Source organism: Phormidesmis sp. 146-20 (genome assembly GCF_052939475.1).
The window spans coordinates 452,493-469,570 of record NZ_JBJPHT010000001.1; the positions used below are offsets into that span (position 1 = coordinate 452,493).

The following is a 17,078-nucleotide window of genomic DNA, read 5'->3' on the forward strand; positions in this document are numbered from 1 at the left end:
AACTGAAGGGGGAAATTTAAGGTTAGTAAAGCGAAGCCAGGAAGCGTGTAACGTTTCTATAACAGACTGCGGTTGCTTCGGATCAAATGGGAAACTGGGAAACACAGTGTTTGTAAGCTTTCTGGCAATTACAGGAGTTTTTTTAATGACAACCAGGACGATCGAGCGTGTCAACAGAAAGCTCTGGTTTGCGGCGATTAAGCCTCCCATGTACAGTGTGGCGATCATGCCGATTTGGGTCGGGTCTGCCGTTGCTTTCGCTGAAACCACCCGGTTTAACCTTTCAATTTTCTTAACATTTTTAATATCTGCTATTTTGATCCTGGCCTGGGAAAATTTCAGCAATGACGTGTTTGACTCGGAAACAGGCGTTGATGTCAATAAGAAAAATTCCCTCGTCAACATGACGGGCAATAAGGCGCTGATTTTTTGGATCAGTAATTTTTGTCTGGCGTTGGGCTTGTTTGGGATTGGGTCGATCGCCGCTCAACAACAAGACTTTACGGTAATCGGACTGATTTTGCTGTGCTGTGCGATCGGTTATATCTACCAGGGGCCGCCCTTTCGTCTCAGCTACAAAGGCGTGGGTGAAATTCTCTGCTTCTTTGCGTTTGGGCCGCTGGCGTTTGCTGCTTCCTACTACAGTCAGACAAAAGCTTGGTCAAGTACAAATTTTGCAGCGTCGATTATTGTTGGCATTGCGACCAGTTTGATTTTGTTTTGTTCACACTTCAATCAGGTTAAGGATGACACCGCGATCGGCAAAAAATCTCCCGTAGTGCGGTTGGGTACGAAGCGATCGGCGGATCTATTGCCCTGGATTTGTGGCAGTCTCTACGCGCTGACCGCTTTGTTTGTTATGTTGCATCTGTTTCCAATCTGGACGCTGCTGATTTTTGCTAGTGTGCCCGCGGCTCGGAGGTTGTGTCGATTTATCCGATCGCAGCACGACCAACCCCACAAGCTCACATTCTGTCGATTGATTGCGGTCGAGCTTCACTTTTGGGCAGGTTTGATGTTGGGTTTGGGCTTTGTGCTACCGGGATGAAGTTTGAGTTTCGCACCTACCGTCGTCCCTTTCGGCAACCGTTGTTAACGAGTCATGGCTTGTGGCGGGTGCGGGAAGGGATTATTTTGCGGCTTGAGGGTGAAAAGGTCAGCTTTGGTGAAATTGCGCCTCTGGAATGGTTTGGTTCAGAAAGTTTCGATCAAGCTTTAGATTTTTGTAATCAGCTATCAGGTGAAGTCGATGTAGAGACGATTTTGAATATTCCCGATCGGCTGCCTGCCTGCCAGTTTGGATTTGAGTCTTTAGTTAGCGATTGGTCAAGAAAATCTGTGGGGCGATCATCAATGGCTGCCCTGCTTCCCACCGGAAAAAAAGCCCTGGCATCTTGGCAAAATCTTTGGCAACAAGGCTATCAAACTTTCAAGTGGAAGATTGGCGTTACACCGATTTCAGAAGAACTCGATCTCTTTGACCAACTCATTCAAAACTTACCATCTGACGCGCTTTTGAGACTAGATGCTAACGGAGGTTTGAGCGATTTAGAAGCTGAGAAATGGCTACAAATTTGTGATTCAACTAACATCGAATTTTTAGAACAGCCACTTTCAATTCATCAATTCGACGCAATGTTAAAACTGAGCCAGAAATATAGTACGCCTCTAGCGATCGACGAATCCATTGCCACACTTAATCAACTCAAAGATTGCTATCAAAAAGGTTGGCGCGGAATTTTTGTCATCAAACCCGCAATTGCTGGGTCACCTTCTCGCCTTCGTCAGTTTTGTCAAGAACACTCGATCGAGGCGGTATTTTCTTCAGTGTTTGAAACGGCGATCGGACGACAAGCTGGATTAAGCCTTGCAGCAGAACTCTCCGTCAAGAATCGTGCTTTTGGATATGGAACAGATTACTGGTTTGATAGCTTGATGGAGGAGAGCGATCGCTTATGGCAACTCCTCTAACCTACCTTTTAGAACGCAGTCAGAAAGATTGGTTAATCGGCTATGACATTCAGAATTTGATCAAACAAACTCAAGAACGCTATCAAGAAATCACGCCACAAACTCAAACAATTCTGTTAGCTGAACGTGATCCCATCCGTTTCTTGTCTGGCTTTATTGCTGCTTGTTCGACACATTGCCAAATTTTTCTCTGTAATCCTGACTGGGCAGAATCTGAATGGCAACAAGTTTTTGAATTAGTTCAGCCTGATTTGATTTGGGGAGAAGTCTCAAATAGAAAGAGACAAAAGAAGCTAGAAGGCTTTTACAACACACCCTTAATTATGATTCCCACAGGCGGCACGTCGGGTAAAGTTCGATTTGCGATGCATACCTGGGGAACTTTGACGGCATCTGTTCAGGGATTTCGAGAATATTTTGAAGTCGATCGCGTCCATTCTTTTTGTGTTCTTCCGCTCTATCATGTCAGCGGTTTGATGCAATTTATGCGCTCTTTCACGTCTAATGGAAAGTTGCTCATTCTGCCCTGGAAATCACTAGGAACTGACGCAGAACCATTAATGAATCCTCAAGAATTCTTCCTTTCTCTCGTTCCCACTCAACTACAAAAACTTCTGAGTTTCCATCAACCAAAACACTCCTGGCTATCCCAATTTAGAACCATTTTGTTAGGAGGCGCACCTGCCTGGCCAGAGTTATTAGAAGAAGCTCGATCGCGACACTTGTCGATCGCTCCCACTTATGGAATGACCGAAACCGCCTCGCAAATTGCCACTTTGAAACCAGAAGCTTTTTTAAGCGGAAACTTCAATTCTGGAAAACCATTACCCCACACTCAAATCACCATTCGCAGCCCAAAAAACGACGTATTAGACATTGGAGAAATTGGCAAAATCACCATTCAATCACCCTCTTTAATGTTGGGTTACTATCCTGAGCTATTGAATTATTCACAATACCAGCCTGATGATTTGGGATTTTTTGACTCCCAAGGCAACCTGCACATCATCGGCCGCGATAGCCAAAAAATCATCACTGGAGGCGAAAACGTTTTTCCAGCCGAAGTCGAAGCCGCAATTTTAGACACAAAAATGGTCAAAGATGTCTGTGTGATAGGCATCCCTGACCAAATATGGGGGCAAATTGTCACCGCCGTCTATGTGCCAAACGCCAACCTTTCTGATGAGAAACTAGCAATCGCCCTCACCAAAAAACTCAGCAAATTCAAGCATCCCAAACGCTGGATTGCGATCGCTCACCTCCCCCGCAACCCCCAAGGCAAAATCAACCACGCTCACTTGAGAGATCACCTCAAAGAAATGATGAATGCAAAACAATAAAACACCAAGCAAAATCGCCTTTCATCCCTCATCCCTCCTCGCGAAGCGGATTACCCCCAAAGGGGAAACAGATCATCGAAGTTCTCCCTCATCCCTTCATCACACCCGACAAGTCAACGACTCCTGCCACAGCTTAAACAAAATGAATTCCGCCCGCTCGCAAAGCGTCCCTGGCAACGAGTCACCCAGCTCAGCCAAAAAGATCCCTTCCTCGCAGTTGCAATCTTGAGCGATCCAGGTTCCTCGCAGGCTGACCTCGATGAATTCTGCATCACATTGGCAGAGCGCGATCGTGTCATCCAGCGATTTTTGCACCACCGCTTCCAACAAATCCCAGCACTGTAAATTTGCGGGCAGCAAAAACGAAGCCGTCCCCGGTGCAACCGTCAGCCGTTCTCCAACTCGCATCGCCAGCACGATCCGCCACATCACCAACTCTTCGAGAGATTGGGTCGATCGCTCAATGTTTATCCCCGTTTCGGTGTACGTAAACTTCAACATTCCTGGTGTCTCCCAATTTTCCAGGGTTTGCCGTTACAAAGGTTTACTCATTACAAGGGTTTGCTGTTTCCAAGGGCTGCTTCGGGCAGGCGATGACTACACCGCATCTGCTTTGTTTTCCGCCAAACACACTAAAAACCTCCCCTTCTTGACGATTAGAAGCGGAGGCTCAAAAACTTTTTCAGAGTTTTCTTGTCTTATTTAGGTACAGTCGGTCTCCTGTCCCTTCCGCTTCTAATCAATGTTTTGGGCAATGCGCCTGGCCGCCCGGACGTGCTAATGTTTCGCGAATCATCAATCTCCTGAGATCTTTCTAACTGGATAGCCCTGCCCATAAACGGCAAAACTACGACTCCGACAAGGCTGGCTGGACGATCGTGCGGAAATTCGCAAAGCGCACTCTCGCAATAACCCAACCCTTGAACTGTCGATAGGAGCCGTAGAAATTTCATTGAAGAAGACTTTGAAGCACTTGGCTTACGAACTACAGTTTCCATACTACACTTGTATTATGAACCTGTCCAGTTACTTTTGGAGGAAAAACATGCATACCTTAACTCGCACCACCACCACCGACATGGAAGTCACCAGCATCCGCCTGGAACGAGAGTTAAAGGAAAAGTTGAAAGGACTCTCTGGCAACCAGGGATATCAAGCCCTGATTCGCGACATTCTCTGGAATTACGTCCAACAAAAATCCGGCGACCATACGCCGATCGCCTCCCCATCCGATTTACGAGCGAGTTTTCCGGCAACGGCCCAACAAGACGATCGCTGCGCTCTGACTGGCAAACTGATACGATCGGGCGACGAGATGCTACTCGGTTACACCACCGACGGAAATATTATCCCACTCAGTGTCGGCAGTTTGCCATAAGTCCAAGAGCTTCGAGTTTTGAGTTTTGCATTAAATCCCCAGGCTCAAAACTCGCTCACTTTGCTATGATAGGTGAGCAATAAAATGCGGATGTGGCGGAATTGGTAGACGCGCCAGATTTAGGTTCTGGTTTCGCAAGAAGTGAAGGTTCAAGTCCTTTCATCCGCATGGGTAGTCAGTTGTCAAACTTAAGATTTCAGCTTGATGCTTAACTGAGTAGCGGTTTGGCTTTTTGCGTGTGGAATCTTCTTCACTTCAAACAAGCTGATCGCGCGAATTAAGTCGCTGAGTTTTTTGTGTCCATACGTCCTTGCATCAAATGAAGGGGAGAGCTTGTTGAGTTGTGCCCCAAACGGGCCCAGATTCGCCCAACCGTCCTCCTCAGCGATCGCCTCATAAGCATCTCGTAGTAGTTTCAGTAATTTCTTGTCGATTTTGGCTTTCTGATTTGCCTTTTGCCCGTCGATCAATTTTGCTGAAGCTTCGGGCGATTCCGTAGGAGCGACCCCTTGGGGGTAATTCGAAGAGATCGCTTCCGTCTGCTGTAAAAGCTCCGTGTAAATGAACTTGTCGCAGGCTCCCACAAAAGCTTCTGGGGTTTTCTCTCCTCCTAGCCCGTAGACGATGAGACCCGCTTCTCGAATTCGACTGGCGAGGCGTGTAAAGTCGCTGTCGCTCGAAACAATGCAGAATCCATCAAAGTTTTGAGCATACAGCAAATCCATCGCGTCAATGATCAAAGCGCTATCTGTTGCATTCTTGCCTGTCGTATATCTAAATTGTTGGATCGGCTGAATCGCCAACTTATGAAGTTTGGGTTTCCAACTGCTGAGGAGGGTATTTGTCCAGTCTCCATAGATTCGCTTAACGTGAGCGGTGCCGTACTTTGCGATTTCTGTTAGTAGCAGTTCGATTAGACTCGCGCTGGTGTTTTCGGCATCAATTAACACTGCAAGCTTGCTCGATGGATAAAGCCTTTCGCCCTTCACAAAACTTTCCTACCACGTCAATTGTGGACTATTTTAATATCTATAAATACACAGGAAATGGTTGATTTCCCTGAAGCTGAGAGGGCTGTGAGGATGTATTGCCGTAATAATGGGTAGATGATACCGAAATTGGCATCTCTGACCCTTCCCAACCTCCCTTGAGCAAGAAGAGGAGCCGTAGTCAGTGGGATGGATTGGGTTATGTCTTACTGCAAGTGTCTTTAAACCAATGTCCTTAAACCTTGAAGTTAGCATCTGCAACAGAGAATTCGGTTCAACCTGTACAATTCATGTTCCGGGTGGTTGATCGCATATTGCCTTTATTGATCTTCAATAACTGAATCGTTGAACTGGAGCTAACAGATATTTAGATCATTCATCGCTGTGATTTCACTGAATCAGGGCAAAACTTCATGGGCACCTTATACAAGCTTCTAAAAATCTACTGTTTGATTTATCGCGCCTTCATGGGTTTCAATCTAGTATTTTCACAGAGGGATCTGGTGACAGTAAAGTTTTTGCCCCCTAGCTAACTGGCATCTGCACCTGATCTTAAGTAAGGGTGTTTCATCAGGGCTTCGAGCAAACTGCCGCAACGCATCACAGTCTAATAGTCGCGTTGCCTGAAACCTACTGGAACCAAAAATCTATGAAATTACAGTCTATCTTGACTCAGAGACTGCTGCTTTTAGCTGCGATCGTGGCAAGTTCTACAATAGCAATTTTGCCTGCGGAGGCCGCCAGTTTTGCTCGTGCTAGAGCGGCCTTAGCCATTGAGGGTCTCTTGTCTGATTCTACTGAAAGTACAGTAGAGGGGGACAGCGATCGCTACTTTACGACGGCTCAAGCCAACCCCATTACAACGCTGTCTATTACCTCTACTACAGACTTCACGTTTGATTTCACCGCTTCATTAAACCTCCAAACCCTGGTTGACAATCCAGACTTAGAAAACGCCAGTACTGCTGGAGAAGTCGCTTTTTCTCTATTTGACACCAACAGTGGGCAACTCTTAGATACGTTTTCAATCTTTGGCTTCTTAAACACACTAGGTGAAGACTTTTTGAGTTCTCCCGACAGGAGTGACTTTGTGCAAATCACTTCGCTTGAGAGAAACACCAACTTCAGCCCAACTCAAACCAGCGAATCTGCTTCTACGATCGTTCGAGGTATCTATTCCCGCAGCTTTGAGAAAGAAGTGGCGCTCACATTAGTTGCGGGTGAGTTTAGTCGTGCCTGTGCCCAAAATCCCAAAGCTCCCGATCCTTGCGTTCAAGTCCCTGAGTCTTCAAACACGGTTGCTTTACTCTTGCTGGGTGGCTCAATCGTTGTGGTTGGGCTGCATCGGCGATCGGCGAGAAAGCGATTAATAGCAGCTTGATTAATTTGCTGTCATTGATCGTAAGAATAATCAGCAGTTGAGTGAGATGTAGTCTGGTGCCTGACTCCGCTGCTGGTTGAAACGGTCACTTCAATCCATTGCTGAACCTCATTGTTGGCCTCGATCGACCCCATCACTTCACTTCTCACTTCTGCAACCGTTTTGCCGTCTGTTGAAATAACCCGTTGAATCAATCTTTTTCTAGAGTAAGACATGATTAAAATCCTTCTTAAAAGTCTGCAAATTTAGTTACTCTGCTTGATTATGCAAATAGCTTAATTCACTCTCTAACCACTCTTGAAACAGTCTCTGAACGATCTCTTGGTGAGTTTCGGTTGTGAGTTGCGCCGAGACAAATTCTTCAACCATTAAAAGGTGATAGCCGCGATCGGTTTGAACGGGTCGAACCACTTCTCCTGCATTAGCCCCAAAGACTACAGCAGCAAGCTCTGGCTGCAAATTTCCTCGATACAGAACGCCCTCAAAACCACATTGGCGACGGCGTTGCTCATCAATATCGTATAAGTGAGCAGCTTCATAAAAGCTAATTTCGGCTTCTTCAATTTGATAGAAAAGTTCCTGAGCGAGCGTGTGATAAGGAACAATAATTTGATAGAGAGCAACTTGCTCAAAATCTAGTCGATTCTGGGCAAAAAATCTTTCAGCCTCCGAATGAAAGAGAGACTCTGCTAGTTTTTGAGACAGTTGCTGATTGTAAATTCCAGTTTCCCAATCCTCAGCACTGATTAGCTGTTCACGCAACCAATTTAAGGTGTCGATCGCTCTTTCCAAACGGTTTTCGCGGCGTTGGCGATCAGCTTCAGCTTGGATCTCCTCAGAAGTAATGATGATGCCTCGTTCTTGAGCCATTTGGTTGATAATTCGCTGGTATAAAAGCTTTTCACAGAATGCTCTTAATTGAACAGTTGACTTTAGAAAATCAACAATTTCGTCTGATTCGATAGACACTCCAAGTAAATTAACCATCGCACATATAGATTCCCGTCTGTCACTTATATCAAGGTTGACACTCATAGGTGTTACCACTCCTCAACCAGCTAATCGATACTATTTATTTGAATGGTTTAATTTTAGGTCTAATGATCAATCCAGTGATGATTTTAACAATTATAGTATTGATAAAGTTACGAAGCTAACTATCAAAAAAAATGAATACTCGCAAATAAGGATGTGTCAGAAAGGGTTACTAACCTCTGCATTCTTTAAAAAGATAAACTTGCTATGGGCTTTACAGATTTAGCTTCTAGCAAGTTTATTACTATTGAATGCTAATGAAGAATTTCAGAGTCGGTTAAGAAAGCCTACCGTTAAACCATAGCATTTTGAATCACCCCAGTTCCTACTGTAACCGTTCCCTTTCCTAAGTTGATTGCGATCGCAACCGGAACAGCAACCTGAGTAATGATGTTCAAGTTTATTCCAAGTCCAGCCAGCTTTTTGCGACTTCCTCCAGTGACGATAGACGATTCAGAGACCTTTTCCAGATAGTTCAAATCAGAAATGACCATTGCAATTCTCCTGTATGTTTGAGTAAAAAGCGATTGAGTTTGAAACAAGCTTACTTTGCTTTAGCTAATCGTATGACCAAGAAATGGAGTAGTGTTGCCATTCTGGCAGATTCTATCTCTTTAGATTTAAGCCACACTACTCAAAAACATTGGAGACCTTTTAACCAAAAAGCCTCCAATCTTTCAAAGTTTCAACTGAGCGCTTTAGCAAATCAACTCATCTTCAGTTGAAGTGACACTAGTTTCGTTGATTGATCGAGACCTTCTGATAAACGTCGTTGTAGGCGTAAGCGTCTCCTTTTTTACCAAAATTAAGAGCGACAGCAGTAGCATCAGAATATTGATATACCTCAGCAACGTTGAATTTAATCTTGAATTTGCCCCCACCAACGATGTTAGAGGAATTGGAAACAGATTCAAGGTAGTTCAGATCAGAAATATTCATTGAGTTTCTCCTTGTTCTTGTGAGTAAAGTCAAGCGAATTCAGCGACACAAATCACTAGTTTCTTTGATCGATCGAGACCTTTTGTGTGACGTAGTTGTAGGCTGTAGCACTGCCTTTCTTGCCAAAATTGATCGCGACAGCAGTAGCTTCACTGTACTGGTATACCTCAGCAATATTGAACTTAATCTTGAATCCACCGCCAACAATTTCAGTTGGCTCAGAAACGGTTTCGAGATAGTTCAAGTCAGAAATGATCATTGAGTTTCTCCTTTTTTAAAACAACCGACTTGTATTTTTCAACAACCTTATCGGTTTGTATTAATAATTTAGTTCTTAATTACAAAACAATGTTGCCACTTTGGCAGATTTGTTTCTATTCCTTCTTGAAGTCAGAGAATCTCTAATAAGTAATCTGGAAAATAGTTAATAAAAATCACTGAAAACCTTAAACAACAGTTCTCAGTGAAGTACCTGATTTAACGTCAGTTCGACAGAAGTGGTTCGCTCCGATTATGAATTCGGGAAGCCCCCTAAATCCCCAAAAAACGGGAGACTTCAAGCCAAAAACTCTGGTTCAAAGTCCCCCCGAATCGGGGATTTAGAGGGCAGAAGCCGATGAGAACGAAGTGAAAGAACTTGTCGAACTGACACTGATTTAGAGGATGATGAACTCTAGAGAATTAAAGAGCTCGTGTAGTGTAGCTAGAAGAAGTTACAGCTTCGCCATTGATCAACGATGTTGTTGAACGGTAAAGTGAAACATAACCACTTCCATTAGAGTGACTAGTGAGACTTCCGAGCAAGGCACAATGAGGAAGACCAATCAGAAAATTTCCTAACAGACCCTTAATCTCACATAAGCTCAGGCTACCTGTCAGATTTGAGCTATTAGAAATTGTTTCGAGATAATTAAGATCAGAGATGATCATTGCTCTCCTCCTGGGGATAATTCTTGTTAAAAGTAGATTGTTTTAACGTTGGATCTGATTTTAGCGAGTCGGATAGAAGCATCGTTGCCAAATTGGCAGTTTCTTTGGATTATCTGTTTCACTCGCACTGATTTTTAGCCTCAATTGATTCCTATTATTTAAGGCAAATGTTCAAGTCCTTCACAAGTTTTATTGAAGGAATGCTATTCGTCACCCAATTCTTAAAACAACCTCCATGAATTGTTTTTTGCTGTTCGCTCATGGCTTCTAAGTAAGCTAAATCTTGAATTTGACCAACGCGATCGCCTGACTCATTTTGATTGATTTCTTCAGCGTGAACGCGATCGCGTTTTCTGCACTGAGCGTTGTCTTTGACCAATCGGTTATAGGTTCTGTAGGGAATATAGTGGAGAGGATTGTATCCTGCAAAACGCAAAATTAATACACATGCCCAAGAATATTTGCCTGCTAAGATCGCTTCGATAACTTGAGTAAATTGTTCAGGCTCCATCACTTTATCGGTACGGCGATCGGAGTTCTGCGAATGAAGGATTGAGTGATTCATGCGGTTTTAGTCTCCATGCAATTTAGAGCAACTCACTTCACAAGTTGAGGCTGCCCTGTAGCTGTTTTAAGGGGTCTAATAAAATGTCTGCAATTCGACGTTGACGAGTGACGATTTCAGCAGTCGCGGTTTGTCCTGCCTTAAACGGAACTTTCTGAAACTCTTTGGTCACAAAATGACGGTCTAACTGCACCTCGACCCGATAAACTTGACCCAGCTTTTCATCAGGTTGAGCATCGGGAGAAATGGCTGTCACTTTGCCAGAGACGATGCCATAGTCTTGATAAGGATAAGCATCCAGTTTGACTTGAACCCGCATTCCCACTTTGACCAACCCAGCTTCGCGATCGGGCAGAATGGCAGACAGCACTAAGGACTTGTTGCGAGGCGTGATCTCAGCGAGGGGTTGTCCAGGTTGAACGACTTCACCGGGGTTGTGGATATTTAGCGTTGAAAGTTGACCAGAAACAGGAGCATAGACTATTCTCTGTTTACGTTTTGCTTGAGCTGCCTTGAGCAAGGTTTGAGTTTGTTCGATTTTGGCCTGCAACTCAGTCACTTTCAGCCGCATTTGTTGAATCTGCTGTTGAGCTTCTAACTGATATTGTTGGTCTTCCGCCCGTTTTTGAATGAGTTCTGCTTGCAGCCGATCGACCTCTGAGCGACTTTGTTCCAGGCTGCCTTGATGTTCGGTAATGGTGCGCTGCCGTTCGCGCAGACTCTGCTCTACTTGAAAAACTTGCTCTTGAGCGATCGCACCTGCTGCTGCTAGAGGCTGAAGTCGATTTAACCGTTCTCGCTGTGCATCCGCATCCGCCTGTAGCTGCTCTACGATCGCTCGTGTGGTTAGCGTGTTGCCCTTTGCCTGAATCGCGGCTACTTTTTGAGACTCGATCGTGGCTCGACCGATCGCCACTCGCGTTTGAGCTTGCATCACCACTTGTGTCATCAAGATTTGCGTTTGGTTTAGCTGCGTTTGGTCGGCAGTCAGTTGTTTTTCTAACCCTTCTACTTCGGTTGTTGCAAGTTGGGGATCGAGTTCCAGTAAGGGTTGTCCCGCTGTTACGGTTTGTCCTTCTGCCACCAAAACTTGAGAAACTTTACCCGTTTCTGTCGGGTTGACTTTGTAAACCGCCCCTTTGGGAATCAGTTTGCCTTGCGCGTGAGCGACTTCATTCATTTGCCCCAACCAGGCCCACGCGGTAAAACACAGTGAGAATGCCAGCCCACCCACTGCTAGACGCGCAGGCAATGCCGAAGCAGGCTTGTCTAAGAGCGTTTGGAGGGGAGGCGACCAGTGGGCAGTTTCTACCGGAGCGGCAATCGTGACTTTAGGTTCTCTGGGTAGCCGCGACAGTTTGTTTTCGGGAGGAGTGCGATTCAACATGATGTGTCCAGTTTTAAGGATTTGCAGCTTACTGAAATGGTATGTGACGCTACTTTTCATTTCTGCCAGATTGGCAGTTTTTGAATGTCATTTTGTGAAGATGAGAATTTGCGATCGCCCCGCTCCAAATCGCTCCTTCATACAGCGCGAATTCCTGGATAACAAAGCGTGAATTCGATGGAGTTTTTCCGCTTCGTGATTCAGCACTTCTGCCCCCCAACCCCCCAATTTTGGGGACTTTCGGACAAGATTTCTCGTTCAAAGTCCCTCACTTGTGGGGGATTTAGGGGGCTGCCCGAAGCGATAACCGCAGCGAAGGATCTCATCGAATTCACGTTAACAAAACGTTGTGGCTTGGTATTTTGGGTGCAAACCGCTTCTACAAATCGAGTTGCTGTTGGGCCAGGTGACAATACAAGCCGTGTAGATTAATCAATTCGTCGTGGCTGCCCTGTTCGACGAGAACGCCGCGATCGAGGACTAAGATGCGATCGACATGCCGGACTGTAGACAAGCGGTGAGCAATGATAAAGGTTGTGCGCCCTCGGCTAATGTGGGCAAGATTTTGCTGAAATCGGCGCTCAGATTCGGTGTCGAGAGAACTGGTAGCTTCATCCAAAATGAGGATTGCAGGATCACCGAGTAGGGCACGAGCGATCGCAATCCGCTGACGTTGCCCTCCAGAAAGATTGCTGCCTCGTTCTCCTACTTTTGTGTTGTAGCCCAAGGCCAGATCTTGAATGAAACTGTGTGCCTCAGCGAGTTTGGCGACTTTGATCACTTCGTCAAGCGTGTAGTTAGAGCGGTAAAGCTGAATATTCTCTAAAATCGTGCCAGAAAACAAGAAGCACTCTTGAGGAACTACACCAAGCTGGGGTCGAAATGACTGAGGAGACACATGATGCAAATCGTGCCCGTCGATGAGAATGCGCCCGTTGCTGGGGGAGTAGAGTCCTTGAAGCAGCTTGACCAACGTACTCTTTCCAGAACCACTGCGCCCGACGATCGCGATCGTTTCTCCGACTTCTGCCACAAAAGAAAGATTTTGCAGCACATTGGTTTCTTCTGCTTGTTCGTAGTGAAAGGTGACATTTTCAAACTGAATTTCTCCCTGAATCGAAGGCAGCACCAGCATCGGTTTACTGACACTTTCTTCGGGCTGCGCCGTGAACACATCGTTCAATCGTTCCACCGAAATCAGCACTTCTTGAAACTCATCCCACAATCTCACGAGTGATAAAACGGGCGTAATCACACTGCCAATCAGCATATTGAAGGCGACAAATTGCCCGATCGTCAGTTGTTCTTGAATGACCAAAGTGGCACCATACCAGAGGAGAGCCGTACTGCCGATCGCATTGATCAATTCACTAGTGCTTTGCAGTCCATTTGCTAGTTTTTGTCCTCGAAATTGAGCATTAATCGTACTGGTTAGTTTGTCTTCCCAGCGCCATCTAACTTCTCGTTCTGCTGCTGTTGCTTTAACTGTTGCGATTCCAGTCATCATTTCAACTAAAATCGAGTTTTGATCCGAAGCTTCATTAAAAATTTCGCGAGATACTTTTCTGAGAAACGGTGTTGCTCCTAGCGTTAACAAAATGATTGGCGGAATCATTCCCATCACAAGTAACGTGAGTCGCCAGTTGTAATAAAACATTAATCCCAGATACACGATCGCCATCAGCGCATCGAGCCAGGTAGAGACGGCGTGACGAGTGAGAAAATTCTGAATTTTCTGGTTTTCTTGGACTCGTGTGAGAATATCACCCACTTGTCGCGATTCAAAAAACTTGAGCGGCAACGTCAGCGTATGACTGATAAAGCCACTAATCAACGTCAAATCCAGACGATTAGAAAAATAGTCCAATAGGTATTGGCGAACTGTCGTCATCGCCACTCGCCACACGCTAAAGAGCAGCAAGCCGATCGCAAACACATTCAGCGTCACCAGGCTTTTTTCTGTGACCACGCGATCGAGAATCACCTGAGTAAAGAGAGGCGTGACCAACCCAAAAAGCTGAATCAGCAAAGAAATCCCGACGATTTGCCACAGGAGCGATCGATACGACCAGAGCAACCCCCAAAACTTGCCTAAACTGCGGCGATCGGTTTCTGTGTTTTTGAGTCGATCGGTCGGGTCAAGCAAAAGCGCGTACCCCGTCCAATTGCTCAAGAATACGTCACGAGACAATTTACGTTTGCCACGAGCCGGATCAGCGACCAACACCCAATCCCCCCGCACTCGATAGACCACCACGTAGTGATCCCCCTGCCAGTGAGCAACCCAGGGATTCTTCTGTTCGGCTAATCGCCCCCAACTAGCTCGCACCGGGCTGGACTGAAATCCAACCATTTCGGCGGCTTCTGACAAGTGTTTTAGAGAGGCCCCCGATCGCCCCACCTTCGCCAGATTTCGCAATGAGTTAAGGCTAAATCGCTTGCCCCAATATTGCCCGATCATCGCCAGACAGGCCACCCCACAGTCTGAAGAACTTTGCTGCTGAATGAACGGATGCCCTTGCCATAGCCTGCCTGGATGAGATTTTTGGGGCTTGGGAAACACCACAGGCACAGGCGGCGCTTCAAATTTTGCTTTGCCACTCGGTTGACTCGATAATTGCTCAGGCCCAGTCGTCTGGGAATCAGAAAGGGACGATCGTAGCTTCTTGCGCCTGCTCGGTTTAAGCGTTGGCTCAGACGGGGCTGCATCTGGTTTAACAAAGTGAGTGGGTGCAATGGCCGTTGCGCTCTCCCAATGGGAGAGGGGCAATTGATACAGCACCAAATCTGTTTCAGCAACCCAATCTACCTGCGATGAGTCTGGGTAACCAAACCGATCGCCGATCGCCACAGATTGTCCCTCCTGACCGTGAATTTTGCCCTGCCGAAGCCAGCAATGACCAGAAGCCGCCGCTTGAGCCAGACTTTCTCCTGCGGCAACTCGCACTTCGACGAGATCAGGCAACAGTTGCTGAATTTGGTCACTAGTGAGCGGCTTTGAACCTGACCCCGAAGCAACACAGGTTTTGAAGAAAATCAGGCGTTCTCGCTGTTGGGCTTGCTGCTCAAAAATTTCCCGTAATTGAGGCAACTTTTTTAGCCAAACGTCCAAAGTAGTCAACGACATTCGGGCCACCTTCACGGGGCTGGCAGCGATCGCCCGATAAGGCAGCGGCATCTGGTAAAACAGCGCATCTCCCCCAAACGTTTCTCCAGCGTCTAAGACCTGTGCAGAAACGTCTCGCTGTCGTTGAAGGTCAAGACACAGCAATCGAACTCGACCTTCGCAAACCAAGTAGAAATTTTCGTGATTTTGCTGACTGAGAACTGAAGGGTCGATCGGGTTCACTGGGTCTTCGCGATCGTCGTCTTGATCAAGAAAATCACCTAGCCGAAATTCTTCAATTTCAAAAGCCTGACTAAAGGCTTCCACGGTTTGATCCGCTTGCCCCAAAGACAACAGTTTGAGAATTGCCTCTAAGATCTGAGGGTGAAGCGATACCCGTAACGTGGAGACTGAATTCATAACCTGACCTCTTAAATGGTTGCAAATTAAATGGTTGCAAAATCAATGGGGTTAGTTTCGTAGCGTTGCTGAATCGAGGAATGAATCGTTAAATTGTTGTATCCTCGAAAGCTCTTGAATTTTCTAATTCTCTAAAATGAGGAGTTTGAAAGTTCAGAAATTGCCCAAAGTTAGAGAATAAAAGCAAATTCATCCTGTTGCTTAACGCTGCCAGTTTTGCTTTGTAGTTTTGGCATTCTTTAGGGAGAAAGCATTTAGCTACCTACCAATTTTTTGTCTTTGCTTAAATCATTTACCATTGATAAAATCTACATTTTTGAGTGATGTAGAAGGATACATTCAGAGAGTCCATTGAGGTTTTAGTATTGTCGAGAGCGCGATCGCTGACTTAAGAAAGTTGTTAAGTTTGATATAACTCGCTATCACCTTGTGAAACAGGTCATTTTCACCAAAACCTGCCTCTTCTTTCAGCACCAACGCAGAGCTTTCTTGCCGCTCCGCGTCCCCTCACACACCCAATCGCAGAAATGTTCACAGGTAGCAGAATTGTCGAGTTGAGCAGCGTTATGGTTGCTGTAGCTCAATTCTCATGATCAAGATGAGTCAACGTGATAAGCTCAACTAAAGTCTGAAGCGAAGACTTTACAGGACTCGGTTTGGTGTAGAGAGTTGACTGATCAAAGGTAGAGCTTCAGGACATTTTTTCACAGGCTAAAGCTGAGGTTTAGTAAAAGCCTCCGAACCTTAATCCGTTGCCTGATCCTCCTAAATTCTTGCTGAATTAGAAAGCAGTTTGAGCAGCAAGTTTTCTGACTTGTTTGTAAGTGCCAGGTTAAGGTGATTTGTAATCATGAAGATCCTAAAGTTTCCTCCTAAAAACTGTGAATTGGAGAGTTAGCAATTTGGATTTCACAAAGAGATTGATGCAGATCTTGCATTCCCACAAACAGTCTGGTACGAGAGCTTTGAAACAAATTTCAAGACCCAGGCTTTAATCTGTCGAAACAGGCTTCTAGTAGTCAAAACTGAGCCTAGTTCAGAGATCAGATCTGTACGAAGTAATCTTGAGTTTGGGGCGCTTGTTGAGAAGGAAGCAAGATCTAAGCCGATGCTGCTTTTGAGAAAAATCACAGCAGTTCCGTAGAGTTTCTACGAGAATGCCATAGATTAAGCAGCGATCGCCATCATGACAAAATAAATTGAAAACGCTTCAGTCAGTCTGAGGATTTTAAGGAGCGGTTGAGACTTGGCTTTAGAGCGACTTGAAAGATGTACAGAAAGTAAAGCTGATCTCAAAATCTAGCAGTGTTAGAAGAGCCTTTTTTATGGTTCTCATCAGCTTATTCTACTTCCAATTAATGTTATTGACTGAGTTAAACAATGTCAAGGGGACGATACATATATTTAGGCAAAAATATCACGATCAAAATCACTCAAAAACAATAGATAGATTTATTAGTAAATAGTTATATTGGTAGATGGATATATTAGTAGATAAATTAATCCGTGAGACAGGAAAATTAATTCTATATCGATCAATCCTCTCAAACCTGATTCACAAAGAGAACCTGAAGGGCTGCTGGATTAACGTCAGTTCGATGAGAGTGACTCGCTTCGTTTCAATCGGCTTCAGCCCC

15 protein-coding genes and 1 tRNA gene are annotated in these 17,078 nt (G+C 45.4%); 6 read left to right on the forward strand and 10 right to left on the reverse strand.

Annotation, left to right across the window (positions count from 1 at the left end; genetic code table 11):
* Positions 1 to 145: 145 nt before the first annotated feature.
* Genes menA through ACKFKH_RS02060 form a run of 3 tightly spaced genes read left to right on the forward strand, consistent with a single transcriptional unit; the run spans position 146 to position 3,311 of the window.
* Positions 146 to 1,048, forward strand: a complete 903-nt coding sequence (menA, locus tag ACKFKH_RS02050; RefSeq protein ID WP_446856558.1) for a 2-carboxy-1,4-naphthoquinone phytyltransferase — start codon at positions 146 to 148, stop codon at positions 1,046 to 1,048.
* On the forward strand, positions 1,045 to 1,971 hold the full coding sequence (locus ACKFKH_RS02055) for an o-succinylbenzoate synthase (protein ID WP_446856559.1): 927 nt from the start codon (positions 1,045 to 1,047) through the stop codon (positions 1,969 to 1,971). The genes menA and ACKFKH_RS02055 overlap by 4 nt, the downstream gene beginning before the upstream one ends.
* Entirely contained in the window at positions 1,956 to 3,311 is a 1,356-nt protein-coding gene (locus tag ACKFKH_RS02060) for a 2-succinylbenzoate--CoA ligase (RefSeq protein ID WP_446856560.1), read from the forward strand. Before ACKFKH_RS02055 ends, ACKFKH_RS02060 begins: the two co-directional genes overlap by 16 nt.
* Before the next feature lie 99 nt (positions 3,312 to 3,410).
* Here ACKFKH_RS02060 and ACKFKH_RS02065 read toward each other — a convergent pair whose 3' ends face one another.
* A complete protein-coding gene (locus ACKFKH_RS02065) occupies positions 3,411 to 3,812 on the reverse strand; it encodes an alr0857 family protein (protein WP_446856561.1) in 402 nt (133 codons plus the stop codon).
* Between the two features lie 544 nt (positions 3,813 to 4,356).
* On the opposite strand from ACKFKH_RS02065, the gene ACKFKH_RS02070 reads away from it, so the two are divergent.
* Both ACKFKH_RS02070 and ACKFKH_RS02075 read left to right on the forward strand, forming a co-directional pair.
* Positions 4,357 to 4,689: a hypothetical protein gene (locus tag ACKFKH_RS02070; RefSeq protein WP_446856562.1), complete on the forward strand. Its 333-nt coding sequence runs from the start codon at positions 4,357 to 4,359 to the stop codon at positions 4,687 to 4,689.
* Between the two features lie 86 nt (positions 4,690 to 4,775).
* A tRNA-Leu gene (locus ACKFKH_RS02075) sits at positions 4,776 to 4,857 on the forward strand.
* Between the two features lie 20 nt (positions 4,858 to 4,877).
* Here the strand turns inward: ACKFKH_RS02075 and ACKFKH_RS02080 are convergent.
* Entirely contained in the window at positions 4,878 to 5,678 is an 801-nt protein-coding gene (locus tag ACKFKH_RS02080) for an NYN domain-containing protein (protein WP_446856563.1), read from the reverse strand.
* Positions 5,679 to 6,327: 649 nt separating this feature from the next.
* On the opposite strand from ACKFKH_RS02080, the gene ACKFKH_RS02085 reads away from it, so the two are divergent.
* Positions 6,328 to 7,059 (forward strand): hypothetical protein, encoded by a 732-nt coding sequence (locus ACKFKH_RS02085; protein WP_446856564.1) that lies wholly within the window; start codon positions 6,328 to 6,330, stop codon positions 7,057 to 7,059.
* Positions 7,060 to 7,070: 11 nt separating this feature from the next.
* Here the strand turns inward: ACKFKH_RS02085 and ACKFKH_RS02090 are convergent, their stop codons facing one another.
* The 8 genes from ACKFKH_RS02090 to ACKFKH_RS02125 form a co-directional block, all read right to left on the reverse strand.
* A complete protein-coding gene (locus ACKFKH_RS02090; protein WP_446856565.1) occupies positions 7,071 to 7,274 on the reverse strand; it encodes a hypothetical protein in 204 nt (67 codons plus the stop codon).
* 34 nt (positions 7,275 to 7,308) lie between these two features.
* Positions 7,309 to 8,046, reverse strand: coding sequence for a peptidylprolyl isomerase (locus ACKFKH_RS02095; RefSeq protein WP_446856566.1), 738 nt, complete (start codon positions 8,044 to 8,046; stop codon positions 7,309 to 7,311).
* A gap of 341 nt (positions 8,047 to 8,387) precedes the next feature.
* Positions 8,388 to 8,588: a hypothetical protein gene (locus ACKFKH_RS02100; protein WP_446856567.1), complete on the reverse strand. Its 201-nt coding sequence runs from the start codon at positions 8,586 to 8,588 to the stop codon at positions 8,388 to 8,390.
* A gap of 238 nt (positions 8,589 to 8,826) precedes the next feature.
* Positions 8,827 to 9,033, reverse strand: coding sequence for a hypothetical protein (locus ACKFKH_RS02105; RefSeq protein WP_446856568.1), 207 nt, complete (start codon positions 9,031 to 9,033; stop codon positions 8,827 to 8,829).
* A gap of 55 nt (positions 9,034 to 9,088) precedes the next feature.
* Complete coding sequence (locus tag ACKFKH_RS02110) at positions 9,089 to 9,292, reverse strand: hypothetical protein (protein ID WP_446856569.1); 204 nt, start codon at positions 9,290 to 9,292, stop codon at positions 9,089 to 9,091.
* Positions 9,293 to 10,117: 825 nt separating this feature from the next.
* Positions 10,118 to 10,528, reverse strand: coding sequence for a HetP family heterocyst commitment protein (locus ACKFKH_RS02115; protein ID WP_446856570.1), 411 nt, complete (start codon positions 10,526 to 10,528; stop codon positions 10,118 to 10,120).
* 37 nt (positions 10,529 to 10,565) lie between these two features.
* Positions 10,566 to 11,915, reverse strand: a complete 1,350-nt coding sequence (locus ACKFKH_RS02120) for an HlyD family type I secretion periplasmic adaptor subunit (protein WP_446856571.1) — start codon at positions 11,913 to 11,915, stop codon at positions 10,566 to 10,568.
* A gap of 379 nt (positions 11,916 to 12,294) precedes the next feature.
* Positions 12,295 to 15,441 carry an ABC transporter transmembrane domain-containing protein gene (locus ACKFKH_RS02125; RefSeq protein ID WP_446856572.1) on the reverse strand — a complete coding sequence of 1,049 codons (3,147 nt, stop codon included), beginning with the start codon at positions 15,439 to 15,441 and terminating at the stop codon, positions 12,295 to 12,297.
* Between the last annotated feature and the right edge of the window lie 1,637 nt (positions 15,442 to 17,078).